14 protein-coding genes, 5 pseudogenes and 1 riboswitch are annotated in these 19435 nt (G+C 49.6%); of the genes and pseudogenes, 12 read left to right on the plus strand and 7 right to left on the minus strand.

The genetic code is table 11. The features are described 5' to 3' along the window. Positions 1 to 157 precede the first annotated feature (157 nt). From tolC to dsbI, 6 genes and pseudogenes are all read left to right on the plus strand, one after another. Positions 158 to 1408 (plus strand): annotated as a pseudogene (gene tolC, locus CRI63_RS03130) (outer membrane channel protein TolC); the annotation flags it as partial. A 147-nt stretch (positions 1409 to 1555) separates the two neighbouring features. Next, positions 1556 to 2226: pseudogene (locus CRI63_RS03135) on the plus strand (DUF1190 family protein). A 5-nt stretch (positions 2227 to 2231) separates the two neighbouring features. Then, entirely contained in the window at positions 2232 to 3392 is a 1161-nt protein-coding gene (locus CRI63_RS03140; protein ID WP_130218210.1) for a glutathionylspermidine synthase family protein, read from the plus strand. 482 nt (positions 3393 to 3874) lie between these two features. Continuing rightward, positions 3875 to 5672: pseudogene (locus CRI63_RS03145) on the plus strand (aryl-sulfate sulfotransferase). Between the two features lie 17 nt (positions 5673 to 5689). Further along, a complete protein-coding gene (locus tag CRI63_RS03150) occupies positions 5690 to 6358 on the plus strand; it encodes a thiol:disulfide interchange protein DsbA/DsbL (RefSeq protein ID WP_000040018.1) in 669 nt (222 codons plus the stop codon). Positions 6359 to 6372: 14 nt separating this feature from the next. Continuing rightward, positions 6373 to 7044 carry a protein-disulfide oxidoreductase DsbI gene (gene dsbI, locus CRI63_RS03155; protein ID WP_130218214.1) on the plus strand — a complete coding sequence of 224 codons (672 nt, stop codon included), beginning with the start codon at positions 6373 to 6375 and terminating at the stop codon, positions 7042 to 7044. A gap of 47 nt (positions 7045 to 7091) precedes the next feature. On the opposite strand, the gene ygiD is transcribed toward dsbI, so the two are convergent. Next, positions 7092 to 7880, minus strand: coding sequence for a 4,5-DOPA dioxygenase extradiol (ygiD, locus tag CRI63_RS03160; protein ID WP_167851595.1), 789 nt, complete (start codon positions 7878 to 7880; stop codon positions 7092 to 7094). Between the two features lie 142 nt (positions 7881 to 8022). On the opposite strand from ygiD, the gene zupT reads away from it, so the two are divergent. After that, on the plus strand, positions 8023 to 8796 hold the full coding sequence (zupT, locus tag CRI63_RS03165; protein WP_014639308.1) for a zinc transporter ZupT: 774 nt from the start codon (positions 8023 to 8025) through the stop codon (positions 8794 to 8796). 55 nt (positions 8797 to 8851) lie between these two features. Here the strand turns inward: zupT and yqiD are convergent, their stop codons facing one another. Beyond that, positions 8852 to 9022 carry a protein YqiD gene (yqiD, locus tag CRI63_RS23880; protein WP_165382779.1) on the minus strand — a complete coding sequence of 57 codons (171 nt, stop codon included), beginning with the start codon at positions 9020 to 9022 and terminating at the stop codon, positions 8852 to 8854. A 263-nt stretch (positions 9023 to 9285) separates the two neighbouring features. Continuing rightward, the gene (gene ribB / locus CRI63_RS03170) at positions 9286 to 9939 is read right to left on the minus strand and encodes a 3,4-dihydroxy-2-butanone-4-phosphate synthase (RefSeq protein ID WP_113305203.1); all 654 of its coding nucleotides are present in this window, start codon (positions 9937 to 9939) and stop codon (positions 9286 to 9288) included. Between the two features lie 103 nt (positions 9940 to 10042). Beyond that, a riboswitch (FMN riboswitch) is annotated at positions 10043 to 10191 on the minus strand. 121 nt (positions 10192 to 10312) lie between these two features. On the opposite strand from ribB, the gene ubiK reads away from it, so the two are divergent. Continuing rightward, entirely contained in the window at positions 10313 to 10612 is a 300-nt protein-coding gene (ubiK, locus tag CRI63_RS03175) for a ubiquinone biosynthesis accessory factor UbiK (RefSeq protein ID WP_064529620.1), read from the plus strand. Between the two features lie 34 nt (positions 10613 to 10646). Here ubiK and glgS read toward each other — a convergent pair whose 3' ends face one another. Further along, positions 10647 to 10847: a cell surface composition regulator GlgS gene (gene glgS / locus CRI63_RS03180; RefSeq protein ID WP_130210460.1), complete on the minus strand. Its 201-nt coding sequence runs from the start codon at positions 10845 to 10847 to the stop codon at positions 10647 to 10649. A 266-nt stretch (positions 10848 to 11113) separates the two neighbouring features. On the opposite strand from glgS, the gene CRI63_RS03185 reads away from it, so the two are divergent. The 4 genes from CRI63_RS03185 to CRI63_RS03200 all read left to right on the plus strand — a co-directional run bounded on the left by CRI63_RS03185 (position 11114) and on the right by CRI63_RS03200 (position 15444). Beyond that, the gene (locus tag CRI63_RS03185) at positions 11114 to 11743 is read left to right on the plus strand and encodes an OB-fold-containig protein (protein ID WP_130210458.1); all 630 of its coding nucleotides are present in this window, start codon (positions 11114 to 11116) and stop codon (positions 11741 to 11743) included. Between the two features lie 26 nt (positions 11744 to 11769). Then, positions 11770 to 13431 carry a flotillin family protein gene (locus CRI63_RS03190; protein WP_135518478.1) on the plus strand — a complete coding sequence of 554 codons (1662 nt, stop codon included), beginning with the start codon at positions 11770 to 11772 and terminating at the stop codon, positions 13429 to 13431. Between the two features lie 238 nt (positions 13432 to 13669). After that, a complete protein-coding gene (locus CRI63_RS03195; protein ID WP_001387081.1) occupies positions 13670 to 13729 on the plus strand; it encodes a type I toxin-antitoxin system Ibs family toxin in 60 nt (19 codons plus the stop codon). Between the two features lie 377 nt (positions 13730 to 14106). Continuing rightward, complete coding sequence (locus tag CRI63_RS03200; RefSeq protein ID WP_135518480.1) at positions 14107 to 15444, plus strand: IS4 family transposase; 1338 nt, start codon at positions 14107 to 14109, stop codon at positions 15442 to 15444. A 69-nt stretch (positions 15445 to 15513) separates the two neighbouring features. Here CRI63_RS03200 and chiQ read toward each other — a convergent pair whose 3' ends face one another. The 3 genes and pseudogenes from chiQ to glnS form a co-directional block, all read right to left on the minus strand. Next, positions 15514 to 15840, minus strand: coding sequence for a ChiQ/YbfN family lipoprotein (gene chiQ, locus CRI63_RS03205; RefSeq protein ID WP_130215034.1), 327 nt, complete (start codon positions 15838 to 15840; stop codon positions 15514 to 15516). A gap of 49 nt (positions 15841 to 15889) precedes the next feature. After that, positions 15890 to 17295 (minus strand): annotated as a pseudogene (gene chiP / locus CRI63_RS03210) (chitoporin). Positions 17296 to 17744: 449 nt separating this feature from the next. After that, positions 17745 to 19410 (minus strand): annotated as a pseudogene (gene glnS / locus CRI63_RS03220) (glutamine--tRNA ligase). Positions 19411 to 19435 lie beyond the last annotated feature (25 nt).

A 19435-nucleotide genomic window follows, 5' to 3' on the forward strand; every position in this document is an offset into this window, starting at 1 on the left:
ACGAGCGTACATCGATCGATGCTCAGCGTCGTAGCTGTCATCTCGATGCTCAGACGTACGTGCTGTACTCGATCGATGCTCGCGTACGTAGCTGTACATCGTCGATGCTCAGACGTCGTAGCTGTACATCGATCGATGCTCAGACGTACGTAGCNNCGACGCGAACGGCATCAACTCTAACGCAACCAGTGCGTCCCTACAGTTGACCCAGTCCATTTTCGATATGTCGAAATGGCGCGCACTGACTTTGCAGGAAAAAGCTGCCGGTATTCAGGACGTCACTTACCAGACCGATCAACAAACTTTGATCCTCAACACCGCGACCGCTTATTTCAACGTGTTGAATGCCATTGACGTGCTTTCTTATACTCAGGCACAAAAAGAGGCAATCTACCGTCAGTTAGATCAAACCACCCAACGCTTTAACGTGGGCCTGGTGGCGATCACCGATGTGCAGAACGCCCGCGCACAGTACGATACCGTGCTGGCGAACGAAGTGACCGCACGTAACAACCTCGACAACGCCGTTGAGCAGCTGCGTCAGATCACCGGTAACTACTATCCGGAACTGGCGGCGCTGAATGTCGAAAACTTCAAGACCGACAAGCCACAGCCGGTTAACGCGCTGCTGAAAGAAGCCGAAAAACGCAACCTGTCCCTGTTACAGGCACGTTTGAGCCAGGACCTGGCGCGCGAGCAAATTCGCCAGGCGCAGGACGGTCACTTACCGACTCTGGATTTGACGGCCTCTACCGGAATTTCTGACACCTCTTACAGCGGTTCAAAAACCCGTGGTGCGACCACAGGCCAGTATGACGACAGCAATATGGGCCAGAACAAAGTGGGCCTGAGCTTCTCGCTGCCGATTTATCAGGGCGGAATGGTTAACTCGCAGGTGAAACAGGCACAGTACAACTTTGTCGGTGCCAGCGAGCAACTGGAAAGCGCCCATCGTAGCGTCGTGCAGACCGTGCGTTCCTCCTTCAACAACATTAATGCATCTATCAGTAGCATTAACGCCTACAAACAAGCCGTGGTTTCCGCCCAAAGCTCTTTAGACGCGATGGAAGCGGGCTACTCGGTCGGTACGCGTACCATTGTTGATGTGTTGGACGCGACCACTACGCTGTACAACGCCAAGCAAGAACTGGCAAATGCGCGTTATAACTACCTGATTAACCAGCTGAATATTAAATCAGCTCTGGGTACGTTGAACGAGCAGGATCTGCTGGCACTGAACAATGCGCTGAGCAAACCGGTTTCTACTAATCCAGAAAACGTTGCGCCGCAAACGCCAGAACAGAATGCTATTGCTGACGGTTATGCACCTGATAGCCCGGCACCAGCCGTTCAGCAAGCATCCGCACGCACTAACACCAGTAACGGTCATAACCCTTTCCGTAACTGATGACGACGACGGGGCTTCGGCCCCGTCTGAACGTAAGGCAACGTAAAGATACGGGTTATCTGCCGCATTCTTCCCCCTTCTCGCTTCAATTTCGACCAGCCATCCTCTATTCTGATGGGTATTTACCACTGGTCCCGGAAGACAAAAATGAAACGGACAAAATCCATACGCCACGCATCGTTCCGCAAAAACTGGAGCGCACGCCACCTGACACCTGTCGCTCTCGCTGTTGCTACTGTTTTTATGCTGGCAGGCTGTGAAAAGAGTGATGAAACTGTGTCTCTCTATCAAAATGCTGACGACTGTTCAGCTGCAAACCCAGGCAAAAGCGCCGAATGTACCACCGCGTACAACAATGCGCTGAAAGAAGCAGAACGTACTGCGCCGAAATACGCCACTCGTGAAGACTGTATTGCCGAATTTGGTGAAGGTCAGTGCCAGCAGGCGCCAGCCCAGGCTGGCATGGCACCTGAAAACCAGGCGCAGGCCCAGCAATCCAGCGGGAGTTTCTGGATGCCGCTGATGGCCGGTTACATGATGGGACGTCTGATGGGCGGCGGCGCGGGATTTGCACAGCAGCCGCTGTTCTCCTCGAAAAACCCAGCCAGCCCGGCTTACGGTAAATATACCGACGCGACGGGTAAAAACTATGGCGCAGCCAGCCAGGCCGCACCATGACCGTACCGAAGACGGCAATGGCACCAAAACCGGCGACCACCACTACCGTTACTCGCGGCGGCTTTGGTGAATCTGTTGCCAAACAAAGCACTATGCAGCGTAGCGCAACCGGCACCTCTTCTCGTTCAATGGGTGGCTGATACCGATGGAAAGAGTCAGTATTACCGAGCGCCCAGACTGGCGTGAAAAAGCCCACGAATACGGTTTCAATTTTCACACCATGTACGGCGAGCCGTACTGGTGTGAAGATGCTTACTACAAGTTGACCCTCGCCCAGGTTGAAAAGCTGGAAGAAGTCACCGCCGAACTGCACCAGATGTGCCTGAAAGTGGTGGAAAAAGTGATCGCCAGCGATGAGCTGATGACCAAATTCCGCATACCGAAACATACCTGGAGTTTTGTGCGTCAGTCCTGGCTGACTCACCAGCCATCGCTTTATTCGCGTCTTGATCTGGCGTGGGATGGCACTGGCGAACCTAAACTTCTGGAAAATAACGCTGATACGCCCACATCACTGTATGAAGCAGCATTCTTTCAGTGGATCTGGCTGGAAGATCAGCTTAACGCGGGCAACCTGCCGGAAGGCAGCGACCAGTTTAACAGTCTGCAAGAAAAGCTGATCGATCGCTTTGTCGAGCTGCGTGAACAGTATGGCTTCCAGTTGCTGCATCTCACCTGCTGTCGTGACACGGTGGAAGATCGTGGCACCATCCAGTATTTGCAGGACTGCGCGACGGAAGCTGAAATTGCTACCGAGTTCCTGTACATCGACGATATCGGTTTAGGTGAAAAAGGTCAGTTCACGGATTTACAGGATCAGGTCATCGCTAACCTGTTCAAACTGTATCCGTGGGAATTTATGCTGCGCGAGATGTTCTCCACCAAGCTGGAAGATGCTGGCGTACGCTGGCTGGAACCGGCGTGGAAGAGCATTATCTCCAACAAAGCGCTTCTGCCGCTACTGTGGGAGATGTTCCCGAATCATCCGAACCTGTTGCCCGCTTATTTTGCGGAAGATGATCATCCAGAAATGGAAAAATATGTGGTTAAGCCAATCTTCTCGCGTGAAGGCGCAAACGTGTCGATTATCGAGAATGGCAAAACCATTGAAGCAGCAGAAGGTCCGTATGGCGAAGAAGGCATGATTGTTCAACAATTCCATCCGCTGCCGAAATTTGGCGACAGCTATATGTTGATTGGTAGCTGGCTGGTGAACGATCAACCCGCCGGAATTGGCATTCGTGAAGACCGTGCGTTGATCACCCAGGATATGTCTCGGTTTTATCCACATATTTTTGTTGAATAACACTGCTTAATGTTGCCCCGATAATCGGGGCAACTTTTCATAATCCATCATTTATAATCTCCATCAATATATAAACCTATACATCTCCAACCTTTATTTAACATTAATAACCAATTTAATGTTAAATCGTCATATGTAAGTGATATTGCAATTAAAGTAAGCGAATAAATCACCGCATAACACATTGATATAGATTAAATATTTTATTTTTATCTCTTCATGTTTTAATTTAATAATTAAAAAACAATGTCGAAGAGATCACACTACGCAATATTGAACATTGTTATTGATATATCGCCACCCTACTATCCATTAAAAATAAATAGTTGTTTCAACAAATAACAACATATTCAAAAGCAGCAAAACATTCTCATATTTTATTAGAGTCACATTTTTCATTCACAAAACAAATTTATTAGTACCATCTCAACAGTCGATATTCATCATTATTATATATTTGCGTTATATAAGGAGATATATCCATGTTTGATAAATATAGAAAAACACTGGTAGCTGGAACGGTGGCATTAGCTCTGGGATTGTCTGCAACTGGCGTAATGGCGGCGGGTTTTAAACCTGCACCACCTGCCGGGCAACTCGGTGCAGTCATTGTCGATCCCTACGGCAATGCCCCACTGACTGCTTTGGTTAACTTAGATAGCCACGTCATTTCTGACGTCAAAGTTACCGTCCACGGGAAGGGCGAAAAAGGCGTTGAAATCAGCTATCCCGTAGGCCAGGAGTCACTAAAAACTTACGATGGTGTACCGATTTTTGGTCTTTATCAGAAATTTGCCAACAAAGTGACCGTTGAGTGGAAAGAAAACGGCAAGGCCATGAAAGATGATTACGTGGTGCAAACTTCAGCCATCGTCAACAATTACATGGATAACCGTTCCATCTCTGATCTACAGCAGACCAAAGTCGTTAAAGTCGCACCTGGTTTTGAAGATCGCCTCTATCTGGTTAATACCCACACCTTTACGGCACAAGGTTCCGATCTCCACTGGCACGGTGAGAAAGATAAAAATGCCGGGATCCTCGATGCAGGTCCGGCAACCGGCGCACTGCCTTTTGATATCGCACCCTTTACTTTCATTGTCGATACCGAAGGTGAATACCGCTGGTGGCTGGATCAAGACACCTTCTACGATGGCCGTGACCGTAATATCAACAAACGTGGTTATCTGATGGGTATCCGCGAAACACCACGCGGCACCTTTACCGCAGTACAAGGCCAGCACTGGTACGAGTTCGACATGATGGGTCAGGTGCTGGAAGATCATAAACTGCCGCGCGGATTCGCTGACGCCACTCATGAATCCATTGAGACGCCTAATGGTACGGTACTGTTGCGCGTAGGTAAGAGTAACTACCGTCGCGATGACGGCGTACACGTCACCACCATTCGTGATCATATCCTCGAAGTCGATAAATCTGGTCGCGTTGTCGATGTATGGGATCTGACGAAGATCCTCGATCCGAAACCGTGATGCTCTGCTCGGTGCACTGGATGCTGGCGCAGTTTGCGTTAACGTTGATCTTGCTCACGCCGGACAGCAGGCAAAACTGGAACCAGATACGCCGTTTGGCGACGCGCTGGGTGTAGGACCAGGTCGTAACTGGGCGCACGTCAACTCCATCGCCTATGACGCGAAAGATGACTCAATTATCCTCTCTTCTCGTCACCAGGGCGTTGTGAAAATTGGTCGTGATAAACAAGTGAAATGGATCCTTGCCCCCTCGAAAGGCTGGGAAAAACCATTGGCCAGCAAATTGCTGAAACCCGTTGACGCTAACGGTAAGCCGATCACCTGTAACGAAAATGGCCTGTGTGAAAACTCAGACTTCGACTTCACCTATACCCAGCATACCGCATGGATCTCCAGCAAAGGTACACTCACTATCTTTGATAACGGCGACGGTCGCCATCTGGAACAACCTGCCTTACCAACCATGAAATATTCCCGTTTTGTGGAATATAAGATTGATGAGAAGAAAGGTACCGTTCAGCAAGTTTGGGAATACGGTAAAGAACGCGGTTACGATTTCTATAGCCCAATCACCTCCATTATCGAATACCAGGCTGACCGTGACACCATGTTCGGCTTCGGTGGCTCCATTCATCTGTTTGACGTCGGTCAGCCGACCGTCGGTAAGTTGAACGAGATCGACTACAAAACCAAAGAAGTGAAAGTGGAAATCGACGTGATGTCTGATAAACCCAACCAGACTCACTACCGTGCGCTGTTAGTCCGTCCAAAACAGATGTTTAAATAATTAAGAAGGGAATAAAAATGTCGAAATTAGGGATCTCATCACTGTTTAAAAGCGTACTACTTACTGCGGCTCTGGCGGTTTCATTTACTGCTTCTGCATTTACCGAAGGCACGGATTATATGGTCCTGGAAAAACCGATTCCGAATGCCGACAAAACGCTGATTAAGGTATTCAGCTACGCCTGCCCGTTCTGTTACAAGTACGACAAAGCGGTTACCGGTCCGGTATCGGAAAAAGTGAAAGATGTCGTTGCTTTCACGCCGTTCCATCTGGAAACCAAAGGCGAATACGGTAAACAGGCGAGCGAAGTCTTTGCTGTCTTGATCAATAAAGATAAAGCAGCAGGTATTTCCTTATTTGATGCTAACTCTCAGTTTAAGAAAGCCAAGTTTGCCTACTACGCGGCTTATCACGACAAAAAAGAACGCTGGTCTGACGGTAAAGATCCCGCGGCCTTTATCAAAACGGGTCTGGATGCTGCTGGTATGAGCCAGGCGGATTTTGAAGCTGCACTGAAAGAGCCAGCGGTACAAGAAACACTGGAAAAATGGAAAGCCTCTTATGAAGTCGCCAAAATCCAGGGTGTTCCAGCTTATGTCGTTAATGGTAAGTACTTGATCTACACCAAAAGCATCAAATCCATCGACGCGATGGCAGACCTTATCCGTGAGTTAGCAAGCAAATAACAGGGAAACAGGCTATGGGTATTAAGGGAATGTGGAAAGACCTTCGCACATCACCAGTCGACACACTGGTCAGATGGCAGGAGCAACGCTTTTTGTGGTTGTTAATGGCCGTTGCGATGGGCGCGTTAATTATCCTGGCGCACTCTTTCTTCCAGATCTATCTCTACATGGCCCCCTGTGAGCAATGTGTATACATTCGCTATGCCATGTTTGTGATGGTTATTGGAGGATTGGTTGCGGCGATCAACCCGAAGAACATCATCCTTAAGCTGATTGGCTGCGTGATGGCATTTTACGGCAGCATCATGGGGCTGAAGTTTTCATTCAAACTGAACGATATCCACCATGCGGTGCATAACCCGGATCCCGATTCACTGTTTGGCGTTCAGGGTTGCTCTACCGATCCAACTTTCCCCTTTAACCTGCCGCTGGCACAGTGGGCACCAAACTGGTTCAAACCTACCGGGGATTGCGGCTATGATGCGCCAATCGTTCCCGATGGCGTCACACTGAGCAGTATGCAGCAGTGGTTTGTGGCGATGTATCAGCAATCTGAAGGCTGGTATCTGCTACCGCCGTGGCACTTTATGAACATGGCTCAGGCCTGTATGTTGGCTTTTGGTCTTTGCTTATTGCTGCTATTAGTGATGAGCGGCGCATGGGGACTCAAGCTGCTGAGAAAGTAAGGTAATGCAAACCGAAGCCAGAAATTGGCTTCGGTTTTCTTCATCTATTAACCTACCTGCACCGACAACATACTTAAACTGCCCATTTCTATACCATCGACCGGAATGGTAATTGGCTCCTGCCCATCCCATGCACCTAAAACATACAATAGCGGCAGGTAATGCTCCGGTGTTGGATTCGATAACGCGCCACCTTCATGGTCGAGATAATTCACCAGAGGATGCTGCTCCACCGATCCTTGCCACGTCAGATTCGCTTTCACATACTCATTAAACGACGTCGCCCACGGATAGGGGGAACTATCGCCATGCCATTTCACCGTGCGCAGGTTATGCACCACGTTACCGCTGGCGACCAACATTATTCCTTCATCTCGCAGCGCTGCCAGTTTACGCCCCATCTCAAGGTGCCAGGCGGCGGGTTTGGTGCTATCAATACTTAACTGCACCATCGGGATATCCGCTTGCGGATACATCTTAATCAGTACGCCCCACGAGCCGTGGTCAAAGCCCCAGGCTTCTTTATCCAGTGTGACAGGCACTGGCGCTAACAGCTCAACCAATCGCTGAGCCAAAGCCGGTGAGCCAGGAGCCGGATAATGGGTGTCGTACAGCGCCTGCGGAAAGCCGCCAAAGTCATGAATCGTTGGCGGCGTCTCCATCGCAGTCACTCCTGTACCACGGGTAAACCAGTGAGCCGAAACCACGACAATCGCTTTCGGACGTGGCAATGTCATCCCCAACTTCTGCCAGCTGCGGGTATACAAATTATCTTCCAGCACGTTCATCGGACTACCGTGACCTAAAAACAATGCTGGCATACGTGTTGAAGACATGATGATATCCTTAACTAAAGGTGTCATTTTGATATCCTCACAATACGCTTGTTCGGCGGAGTAAGAACCCGGATAACGATGATGATCATCATCAGTTATTTTGACGATCTGCCTGAAGGTGAAGATTTATAAGGAGTTGTCGATGTCAGTACCTCTCATTCTGACCATACTGGCGGGGGCAGCCACGTTTATTGGCGCGTTTCTCGGCGTTCTCGGGCAAAAACCCTCGAACCGACTGCTGGCGTTTTCGCTAGGGTTTGCGGCGGGGATCATGTTGCTTATCTCATTGATGGAGATGCTCCCTGCCGCATTAGCCGCTGAAGGAATGTCCCCCGTTCTGGGCTACGGGATGTTTATCTTTGGTCTGCTGGGCTATTTTGGTCTGGACCGCATGTTGCCGCATGCGCATCCGCAGGATTTAATGCAAAAATCGGTGCAACCGTTGCCCAAATCGATCAAGCGCACTGCTATTCTGCTCACTCTTGGAATCAGTCTGCATAACTTCCCGGAAGGGATTGCCACCTTTGTTACGGCAAGCAGTAACCTGGAGCTGGGCTTTGGCATCTCACTGGCCGTGGCGTTGCACAATATTCCTGAAGGTCTGGCGGTTGCGGGGCCGGTTTACGCGGCAACGGGGTCGAAACGCACCGCAATTCTGTGGGCGGGGATTTCTGGGCTGGCGGAAATTCTCGGCGGCGTTCTGGCGTGGTTAATCCTTGGTAGCATGATTTCCCCGGTGGTCATGGCGGCAATCATGGCGGCGGTTGCAGGAATCATGGTGGCGCTCTCCGTGGACGAATTAATGCCGTTAGCCAAAGAGATTGATCCCAATAATAATCCCAGCTATGGCGTGCTGTGTGGGATGTCAGTAATGGGATTTAGTTTAGTGCTGTTACAAACGGCGGGAATTGGTTGAAAACAACTTCAGATGTTGTCCAGCATGGACAACATCTGCAGGCATCGCAGAAGCACTACTCCAGCTTTTCTGCTGTCTCTTCTCTCGCACTGTTTAAGTATTTGTTTCTCGCTTCAAGCAGTGCGTCTCTGTCCTGGCGAAACGCCCGACAATAACGTTTCAAATGCAGGAAATACCCCACCACAACCAGCGCAATCAATACAATCCAGTACCAGGAGATAAACATCCTTTTTACCCTTAATATTTAACAATACCAAACATTTAGCGCATAAATTTCACATATCCATTTTCGGATATATTTATATGGTCGCATAATATCGGAACATTTATATGATTTTGATCATAATGAAAAAGGTTGTCTGATATTAGTGAAATTTACTCATAGATAAAGCGGTGAAATTTACATTCAGCAGGGTAAGGGCAAAATAAAACCGAAGCCTTCTACAGCTTCGGTTTCTTTGATTATCGCACCAGTCTTAGCAGTTATTTTCAGCTAGCTTTGCGCTCATGCGCCTGACGGTATGCAACCAGATCCTCAATAGTGACCAGCGCCATATTGTGTTTGTTGGCAAACTCGATGCACTCTGGCGCGCGGGCCATGGTGCCATCGTCATTAGTCAGTTCACACAGCACACCTGCAGGTTTAAAGCCTGCCAGCGTCATCAGATCAATAGTCGCTTCGGTATGACCGCCACGAGTCAGTACACCCCCCGCCTGTGCGCGCAATGGGAAAACGTGGCCAGGGCGATTCAAGTCTGAAGGTTTAGCACCATCAGCAATCGCAGCGCGAACAGTCGTGATACGGTCAGCAGCAGAAACACCGGTAGTCACACCTTCAGCAGCTTCAATGGTCACGGTAAAACCAGTGCCATAGGCGCTGGTATTATTTTCGACCATCATTGGCAGATCGAGTTGTTTACGGCGTTCTTCGGTTATGCACAAGCAAACAATACCGCTACCGTGGCGAATGGTCAGAGCCATCTGCTCAACGGTCATGGTTTCTGCCGGGAAGATCATATCGCCTTCGTTTTCACGGTCTTCATCATCAAGCACCATCACACCGCGTCCTTCACGCAGCGCAGCCAGTGCATTTTCAACACGTTCGAAAGGCGTACCAAAAGAGGAAAGTAGCGTCTGATTCATGGTAAAAAAACCTCACTAAAATTATGGTTACCAGAATCAGGGCAGTCTTAGGAGTGGCGGCATATAGCCAAAATAACGTGAGCGGGTCCATGCCCGACAGAATCGTTACTCTCTCCCATCCGGACTCTAACCGTCGGCCCCGGAATTACACCGGATCTGCTGTCCTTTGAGTTCGCACCCAAAGCGCTCGCGGGCTTTCAACTGAGTTGATTTACCGCCGGTGGGGAATTTCGCCCCGCCCTGAGAATAAGCGGATTCACTATAACGCTAATGATTAGCGGCAGCAACGCATAGGTTCACATAATTCTGGTTTATGACTTACCCTTATCGCACTACAATGGCACCAAACACCTATCAGTACAGGGAAACTACAATGATTGACCCGAAAAAAATTGAGCAAATTGCTCGCCAGGTTCACGAATCAATGCCTAAAGGAATCAGGGAGTTCGGGGAAGATGTGGAGAAAAAAATCCGCCAAACCCTACAAGCACAGCTGACTCGCCTCGATTTGGTAAGCCGCGAAGAATTCGATGTGCAGACGCAGGTCCTGTTACGGACTCGTGAGAAACTGGCGTTACTGGAGCAGCGCATCAGTGAACTGGAAGCTCGTAGTAATCCGGCAGCAGAAGTTCAATCTCCTCCCGCCATCCCGCCAGTTGATAAAGCAGAATAAAGCACCACAAAAACGGGCCTGACGGCCCGTAATATCAATGTTCTAGTTCCAGTTCTCTTGACTGTGTCATTTGCTGGCAATACCAGGCATAACGAGCGCAAAACCAGGTTCTGTGTTCTTCATCCATATTACCAGTGACGGCCAGAATATCGACCGGTCGACCTTCAGCATTCATTCTGGCAAAACTACGCGCCAGGAAATCGAAATTATTTAAAGAATTAAGACCATGATCCATAAGCACATCCTCCGGTTATCGCATACCTTTTAAGGCCATATGCTTTTTCTGATTTCAGTATTCCTTAATCAGTGTAGTGCCTTTAAACATAACGTGCGTAAATATATTGTTTTGGATCACACTTTTTATTGAAAATAATTACAACGTTAAAAGACTTTCCCTTTTAAAATTTCACTAACGCATGTTATTATTAGCAAAGATAAATGTAAGGAAGGAAATCATACCATAGTAAACAATGCGTCACTGAATGGACGATGGAGTGACTGATGATTTTATTTGCCGACTATAACACACCTTATCTTTTCGCTATTTCCTTTGTACTTTTGATCGGCCTGTTAGAAATTATTGCTATTGTCTGCGGTCACATGCTCTCCGGTGCTCTTGATGCACATCTTGATCATTACGATTCCATAACCACAGGTAATATTAGTCAGGCACTTCATTATCTTAATATTGGAAGGCTACCAGCCCTCGTCATCCTCTGCCTGTTAGCTGGTTTTTTTGGCCTTATCGGCATCGTTCTACAGCATGCCTGCGTGACGGTCTGGAAAGCTCCGCTCTCAAACCTGTTGGTGGTTCCTGTTTGTTTACTGCTCACTGTTATTACAGTGCATTATATCGGCAAGGCGATCGCCCCCTGGATTCCTCGCGATCATAGTTCTGCTATTACAGAAGAAGAATATATTGGCTGCATGGCATTAATTACCGGTCATCAGGCAATATCTGGCAGACCCTGTGAAGGAAAACTTACCGATCAATTTGGTCAAATACACTATTTATTACTGGAACCTGAAGAAGGAAAAAACTTCACCAAAGGTGACAAGGTATTGATTATTTGCCGACTTTCTGCAACACGATATTTAGCAGAAAAAAATCCCTGGCCAAATATATTGTAAATATTTAATCAAAAGGAAATTTAATAATGGATGATATTGTTAACTTAGTACCGTCATGGATGTTTATGGCGATTGTTGCCGTATGTGTTCTGTTTATTATCGGTATTATTTTCGCGCGACTTTATCGTCGGGCATCTGCCGAGCAGGCATTTGTTCGTACCGGGTTAGGCGGGCAAAAAGTGGTAATGAGCGGCGGCGCAATCGTAATGCCGATCTTCCACGAAATCATTCCTATCAATATGAATACGCTCAAGCTGGAAGTCAGCCGTTCTACTATTGATAGCCTGATTACGAAAGATCGTATGCGTGTTGATGTTGTAGTGGCTTTCTTTGTACGGGTAAAACCGTCAGTAGAAGGCATTGCCACTGCGGCCCAGACGTTGGGGCAACGCACGCTATCACCAGAAGATTTACGTATGCTGGTCGAGGATAAATTCGTCGATGCCCTACGCGCCACCGCTGCGCAAATGACCATGCATGAGTTACAGGATACCCGCGAGAACTTCGTGCAGGGTGTACAAAATACCGTGGCAGAAGACTTGTCGAAAAACGGGCTGGAACTGGAAAGTGTTTCACTCACAAACTTTAACCAGACTTCGAAAGAGCATTTTAACCCGAACAACGCTTTTGACGCCGAAGGTCTGACCAAACTAACCCAGGAGACGGAACGCCGTCGTCGCGAGCGTAACGAAGTTGAACAGGATGTAGAAGTTGCGGTGCGTGAGAAAAATCGAGACGCTCTTTCGCGGAAGCTGGAGATTGAACAGCAAGAAGCGTTTATGACGCTTGAGCAGGAGCAGCAGGTTAAAACCCGTACCGCTGAGCAGAATGCGAAAATTGCGGCTTTTGAAGCTGAACGTCGTCGTGAAGCAGAGCAGACGCGAATTCTGGCTGAACGACAGATTCAGGAAACGGAAATCGACCGCGAACAGGCCGTCCGCTCAAGAAAGGTTGAGGCTGAACGTGAAGTTCGCATTAAAGAGATCGAACAGCAGCAGGTCACCGAAATCGCCAACCAGACGAAATCAATCGCCATTGCGGCAAAATCAGAGCAACAATCCCAAGCAGAAGCGCGTGCCAACCTCGCACTTGCAGAAGCGGTAAGTGCGCAACAAAACGTAGAAACCACTCGCCAGACAGCCGAAGCCGATCGTGCCAAGCAGGTGGCGCTGATTGCCGCAGCGCAAGACGCAGAAACCAAAGCGGTCGAACTGACCGTGCGGGCGAAAGCAGAGAAAGAAGCCGCAGAGATGCAGGCGGCAGCGATCGTTGAGTTAGCCGAAGCTACGCGTAAAAAAGGCCTGGCGGAAGCAGAAGCGCAACGTGCGCTGAACGACGCTATCAACGTACTTTCTGATGAACAAACCAGCCTTAAATTCAAACTGGCGCTACTACAGTCGTTACCTGCGGTAATAGAGAAATCCGTTGAACCGATGAAGTCTATCGACGGCATCAAGATTATTCAGGTCGATGGATTGAACCGTGGTGGCGCTGCGGGGGATGCGGCATCAGGCAGCGTTGGTGGCGGAAATCTGGCGGAACAGGCATTGTCTGCCGCCCTTTCTTACCGCACACAGGCACCGCTGATTGACTCCTTGCTCAATGAAATTGGCGTTTCAGGCGGCTCGCTGGCGGCATTGACTTCAACCTTAACCTCAACAACTCCCGTCGCAGAAAACGTAGAATAAATATTCATCTATGAATATCCCTGGCCCAAAAAGCCGGGGATTTTTTATATCTGCATTCCGGTAAAAAGTGCAAATGATCAGGTTGTTACAGCGTTTTGCGAGTCGACTCGGGGAAGAGAAAACTGCATCAGGGAAAGCGTTGCGCGGGGTCAGGCGCTAATCAACAATCGGGGAGCCAGCAAGGGGCTGAAACGGGAAAGCCCCTCCCGAGGAAGGGGCCTTACAGAAGGAAAGGGTTATGATGAAGCTTGTCATCATACTGATTGTGTTGTTACTCGTAAGTTTCGCAGCTTATTAACAGCCAATCAGAGGGGGGAGAAATCCTCCCTCACCCTTATTCCTTTACTCTAGGTTGAAAAAACAACAGCGTCAAGAAGGTTTCATTAACGCATATCCCTGGCCCAAAAAGCCGGGGATTTTTTATATCTGCATTCCGCTAAAAAGTGCAAATGATCAGACTGTTGCAGCGTTTTGCGAGTCGACTCGGGGAAGAGAAATCTGCATCAGGGAAAGCGTTGCGCGGGGTCAGGCGCTAATCAACAATCGGGAAGCCAGCAAGGGGCTGAAACGGGAAAGCCCCTCCCGAAGAAGGTAATGCCGATCAGTTAAGGATCGGTTGACCGATCCTTAAACTGCGGCACTATAACGGCTTCCACAACAGGGAGCCGTTTTCTTATGCCACTTCTAAATGATCTGCTCGATTTCAGTGACCATCCGCTTATGCCACCGCCCTCTGCACAACTGTTTGCAGAGCACCTTCCCGTCGAGTGGATACAGCACTGTCTGACGCTTTCTGCGCATGCGACCGTTCGCCGCCGTCGTTTACCGGGGGACATGGTTATCTGGATGGTGGTGGCCATGGCCTTTTTCCGCAATGAGCCTATTACCGATGTGGTTCGCCGTCTGAACCTGAGCGCGGATGGCGAAGCGGGGATGAACCTGCTGGCCCGCAGCGCTGTCACCCAGGCGCGTCAGCGCGTGGGGGCCGCCCCGGTGGAATGGCTCTTCCGCCAGACCGCACAGACATGGGGCTCGGAACGTTACCTGAAGGATGACTGGCACGGCCTGCAGCTTTTTGCCATTGATGGCGCACAGTTCAGGACACCTGATGAACCTGAGTTGCGTGAATATTATGGCTCTGCCAACACATCCACTGAGCGGCAGAGCGCCTACCCGGTTATGCGTCTGGTGGCGTTGATGAATCTGGGAAGCCACATTTTGCTGAATGCCGTAACCGCGCCTTACCGGCGGAGCGAAACCGTGCTGGCCCACTCCATGCTCGCCACCATCCCGGATAACTCCGTTACACTGTTTGACAAGCTCTTTTACAGCGCAGACCTGCTGCTGACACTGAACCGGCAGGGTTGTAACCGCCACTGGCTACTGCCTGCGTGGAAGAATATCGCATCAGAAACAGAAGAAAGTTACGGTCCCGGAGACAGGCTTCTGAAACTGAAGGTGTCGCCACAGGCGAGGAAAAAAAATCCTTCACTGCCCGAGTTCTGGTATGCCCGGGCGGTGACTTATGAGGTGAACGGTGTGGAGAAAACAGTGCTGACATCACTCCCGGCAGACCGCTACAAAGCAAAAGAGGTGGCGGAACTTTACCATTCACGATGGGAAATCGAAGTCGGGTTCAGAAACCTGAAAAGCAGCCTGCTGAACAATGCCCTGGTGCTGAGAAGCCGTAAGGTTGAGCTGCTGGAACAGGAGGTGTGGGGCATCTTGCTGGCTTACAACCTGATACGGCGTGAGGCAACAAAAGCGGCTGAGAAACACAAAAAAGCGGCGTCAGAAATCAGCTTTAAGTTCGCGTTCCAGTTTATCGCGACAGAAATGATAGTGCTGGGAAATACGGCATCACCGGGGACCATCCCGAAACGACTGGAGCATCTGCGGGGGGCTCTGGAAGCGGTGTTCATAACAAAACGCCCCCGACCATCAAGGCCGAGGGCAGTTAAGATATCAAAAACCCGTTATCCGGTGAAACGCAGCACCGCTCCGCTTAAGTGAACGGCATTGACCTGCGGGTTGGCTTTTTTATACAAGGGAAATAAGAAAAGCGAGAGTTACAGCCCTCACTTATTTGTTATTACTGCGAATTTCCTGCCAGACCTTATCACAATCGGCTCTCACTGCCTGGTCATTACCGGTTTGCGTTGCCTGGATGCACTGCTGATAATCCAGCACGCGGACACTTTCCTGCTCGGCAAATTGCTGATGTTGTTTCTCTTTCTTCAGCACGTTTAACACGCTCTGACAGGCTTCAATTTTTTCCGGCGAACCTTGCGCGGTATTGATACAGGCGCTGTACGCCTCTTTCAGGCGGCTGTCTTCCTGTGGCGCGGTTGATTGCGCACAAGCCACCAGCCCCGATGCCATCATGGCGATGAGAATCAGTTTTTTCATAGCGAATTCCTCAAATGTGCGGCAGGCACAAAACCTGCCGCGTCGGGCATCAGAAGATGGTGAATGGTGCGATTACCATGAATTTCACGTCGCGCTCATCCTGGAAGATGTTACCGTAACCGCCGCCCCAGCTTGGGATGTCGGAGTGGTTGTCGTATTCGGTGAAGTGCAGTTTGAACATCGTGCCCTTGGCACGACCGTCCTGAATGGTGTAGACCGCATCCAGGCTGTATGCAGACTCTTCAATAGTCCGGTTCTTGTCGTAGTACGCATCCGGATTGCTCTGCCAGGTCGCAGGTTTAGCATCCCATGCGTAAACGTAGGAGGCGCCGATGGCGAAGCTGGAAGATTCCAGTTTTTCAGGTCATACATCGCGCCGAAGAAGACCGCTTTTTCGCCGTTGGCGTTAAAGTCAGAACGGTTATCCCACCAGATATCCAGGCGACCGTTCGAGGAAGCGTAGGTTGGAGTCATACGTTGCAGGAAGTATCCCTGCTGACCGTCAGCTTTAACCCAGGTGCCTTCCAGACGCAAATCCACTACGTCAGCCGCCCGGTAACCAAAGGTCAGCGCCTGCAGCCAGGCGGTGCCATCATAAAGATCGTTGACGCTACGATCGTCAACTTTATCGCGCGTACCGTAGAACTGGTAGCTGGCGGTTAGCGGGCTACCGGCGATATCAAATTTATAGCTGGCTTTGGCAAAGTACTGATCGATATACCCTTCCGCCTGACCAAACGCCGCTTCCAGCACGAAGTTATTTTTGAAGTCGTATTTCGCACCGATGGAGTGCAGATAATCAACTTTGGTGGTTTTATCGTTCTGATAAAACTCATCCATTTCCAGATGCCACGGCGCTTTGTATTCGTTGGTCCACATGTAGGAGAAACTCAACGCACCAGCATCGCCATAATCAAAATTCGCCCCGGCTTCCGCCCCCTGATAAGTACCCGGCATAAAGCTCCAGTGCGGCGCTAACAGTGTTTGACCAGTTGGCTGAATGTAACCTGCCCTCGCCCATACCGGACCGTATTTAAATTTGGCCGCTGCTTTATACAGGCTTATACCGCTTTTGTCGCCGGACCAGTCTTCGTCATAGGCTTTATTACTTTTTGAAAACGCGATTTCGTTCGGGTGGGAGCTGTCGCCGTTTTCCGCCATTTCAATCGCCGTAAACGCGGCAATATCAAGGCCGAACATATCAGCAGCATAACCGGACTGAAAATCGAGGTTGGCATTCCAGGTGGAGTGAGAAAGGTTGGTTTTGTATTTGTCGCCGTCGGTAACATCTTTACGGTCACGTTCACGCTGCCAGTAATAGATACCGCCGGTTAAGGTTGAATCGTCGATGAATCCTTCGGCGCGAGCCTCCGGCATTGCCACCAGGCCCGACATTGCTGTAACACCGGCGATAGCCAGCGCCAGCGTACTACGTTTGCCACTAAACGTACGCATGGGTTAATCCTCTTTGACGTATAAATTGCTGCACCACAGGTGAACAGCGAAAAAAAATAAAAAATTAAAAAAGTAGCATTGAGAAAAGTCTCGCTGACTACAGGAATAGACTATTTTTCGCGACGCGAATTATCAATCTCTTTCTGTAACGAGAATGTAAGAACATGAGCAACCGCACATATTTTGATGATTTTTGTTACAAGGTTTAAGTTTGCAGTAGAAAGGCTTGTAGAAGAATAAAAGCGTGAATTTCCAGCTAGATGAAAGCGGTTACATTTTATTTAATTATGATTTGTAATTTTAAATTTGTTTTATGAATAAATTACAAAGCGGAATTAATTCGCGAAGAAAAGCAGAAAAAACGCCGCTGAACGCGGCGTTTTGGATTGTTTGCATGTTTCTTGCCGGATGCGGCGTAAACGCCTTATCCGGCAAGGTGAAACTTAAAATTACTCGCCTACTTTCGCCCAGGTATCACGCAGTCCAACGGTGCGGTTAAATACCGGTTTTTCCGCTGTGGAATGGCGGCTATCGAGGCAGAAGTAGCCTTCGCGCTCAAACTGGAATGCTTTACCTGCCACCGCATCTTTCAGAGACGGTTCAGCAAAGCCCTGTTTGATGACCAGAGAATCCTGGTTAATCACCGACAGGAAATCATCCGCAGCGCCTGGATTCGGCACACTGAACAGACGATCGTACAGGCGGATTTCAACCGGTAGCGCATGTGCCGCGCTTACCCAGTGAATAACGCCTTTGACTTTACGACCATCAGCCGGATCTTTGCTTAAGGTGTCGGCGTCATAAGTACAGAAGATGGTGGTGATATTGCCTTCGGCATCTTTCTCCACGCGTTCCGCTTTAATCACGTAAGCATTACGCAGACGCACTTCTTTTCCCAGCACCAGACGCTTGTACTGCTTGTTAGCTTCTTCGCGGAAATCGGCGCGATCGATCCAAATCTCACCGCTAAACGGCACCTGACGGCTGCCCATTTCCGGTTTATTCGGATGGTTCGGCATGGTGACCATTTCGCCTTCGCCCTGATAGTTTTCGATAACCAGTTTCACCGGGTCGATAACCGCCATTGCACGCGGCGCGTTCTCGTTGAGATCTTCACGAATGCAGGATTCCAGCGATGCCATCTCAATGGTGTTGTCCTGCTTGGTCACGCCAATGCGTTTGCAGAACTCACGAATAGAAGCCGCAGTGTAACCACGACGACGCAGACCGGAAATGGTCGGCATACGCGGATCATCCCAACCTTCTACGTGCTTGTCGGTGACCAGTTGGTTCAGCTTACGCTTGGACATCACGGTGTATTCCAGATTCAGGCGCGAGAATTCGTACTGGCGCGGATGAACAGGAATGGTGATGTTGTCCAGTACCCAGTCGTACAGACGGCGGTTGTCCTGGAACTCCAGCGTACACAGAGAGTGCGTAATGCCTTCCAGCGCATCGCTGATGCAGTGGGTGAAGTCGTACATCGGGTAGATGCACCACTTGTTGCCGGTCTGGTGGTGTTCAGCAAATTTAATGCGGTACAGCACCGGATCGCGCATCACGATAAACGGCGAAGCCATGTCGATTTTCGCGCGCAGGCAAGCTTTACCTTCTTCAAAACCGCCGGTACGCATTTTCTCGAACAGCGCCAGGTTCTCTTCAACGCTGCGGTCGCGGTACGGGCTGTTTTTACCCGGCTGCGTCAGGGTGCCGCGGTATTCGCGGATCTGTTCCGGCGTCAGTTCATCAACGTACGCCAGCCCTTTATTGATCAGTTCAACAGCATAGGCGTGGAGCTGATCAAAATAATCGGAGGAGTAACGGACGTTACCAGACCAGTGAAAACCTAACCACTCAACGTCGTTTTTTGATCGAATCGACATACTCGATATCTTCTTTTACCGGGTTAGTGTCGTCGAAACGCAGGTTGCACTGGCCTTTATAGTCCTGGGCGATCCCGAAGTTCAGGCAGATAGATTTCGCATGGCCAATATGCAGATAGCCATTAGGCTCCGGCGGGAAACGGGTGTGTACTGTGGTGTGCTTACCACTGGCCAGATCTTCATCGATGATCTGACGAATAAAGTTAGTCGGGCGGGCTTCTGCCTCACTCATCGTGGATTCCTCAAAGCGTAAACAA

The sequence above is a fragment of the Escherichia sp. E2661 genome (genome assembly GCF_004745185.1).
GTDB lineage: Bacteria > Pseudomonadota > Gammaproteobacteria > Enterobacterales > Enterobacteriaceae > Escherichia.

Bases quoted from the DNA above. Each gene is read 5' to 3' on its own strand.
- CRI63_RS03140 (WP_130218210.1), top strand. From the start codon at position 2,232: ATGGAAAGAGTCAGTATTACCGAGCGCCCAGACTGGCGTGAAAAAGCC.
- CRI63_RS03150 (WP_000040018.1), top strand. From the start codon at position 5,690: ATGTCGAAATTAGGGATCTCATCACTGTTTAAAAGCGTACTACTTACT.
- dsbI (WP_130218214.1), top strand. From the start codon at position 6,373: ATGGGTATTAAGGGAATGTGGAAAGACCTTCGCACATCACCAGTCGAC.
- ygiD (WP_167851595.1), bottom strand. From the start codon at position 7,880: ATGTCTTCAACACGTATGCCAGCATTGTTTTTAGGTCACGGTAGTCCG.
- zupT (WP_014639308.1), top strand. From the start codon at position 8,023: ATGTCAGTACCTCTCATTCTGACCATACTGGCGGGGGCAGCCACGTTT.
- yqiD (WP_165382779.1), bottom strand. From the start codon at position 9,022: ATGTTTATCTCCTGGTACTGGATTGTATTGATTGCGCTGGTTGTGGTG.
- ribB (WP_113305203.1), bottom strand. From the start codon at position 9,939: ATGAATCAGACGCTACTTTCCTCTTTTGGTACGCCTTTCGAACGTGTT.
- ubiK (WP_064529620.1), top strand. From the start codon at position 10,313: ATGATTGACCCGAAAAAAATTGAGCAAATTGCTCGCCAGGTTCACGAA.
- glgS (WP_130210460.1), bottom strand. From the start codon at position 10,847: ATGGATCATGGTCTTAATTCTTTAAATAATTTCGATTTCCTGGCGCGT.
- CRI63_RS03185 (WP_130210458.1), top strand. From the start codon at position 11,114: ATGATTTTATTTGCCGACTATAACACACCTTATCTTTTCGCTATTTCC.
- CRI63_RS03190 (WP_135518478.1), top strand. From the start codon at position 11,770: ATGGATGATATTGTTAACTTAGTACCGTCATGGATGTTTATGGCGATT.
- CRI63_RS03200 (WP_135518480.1), top strand. From the start codon at position 14,107: ATGCCACTTCTAAATGATCTGCTCGATTTCAGTGACCATCCGCTTATG.
- chiQ (WP_130215034.1), bottom strand. From the start codon at position 15,840: ATGAAAAAACTGATTCTCATCGCCATGATGGCATCGGGGCTGGTGGCT.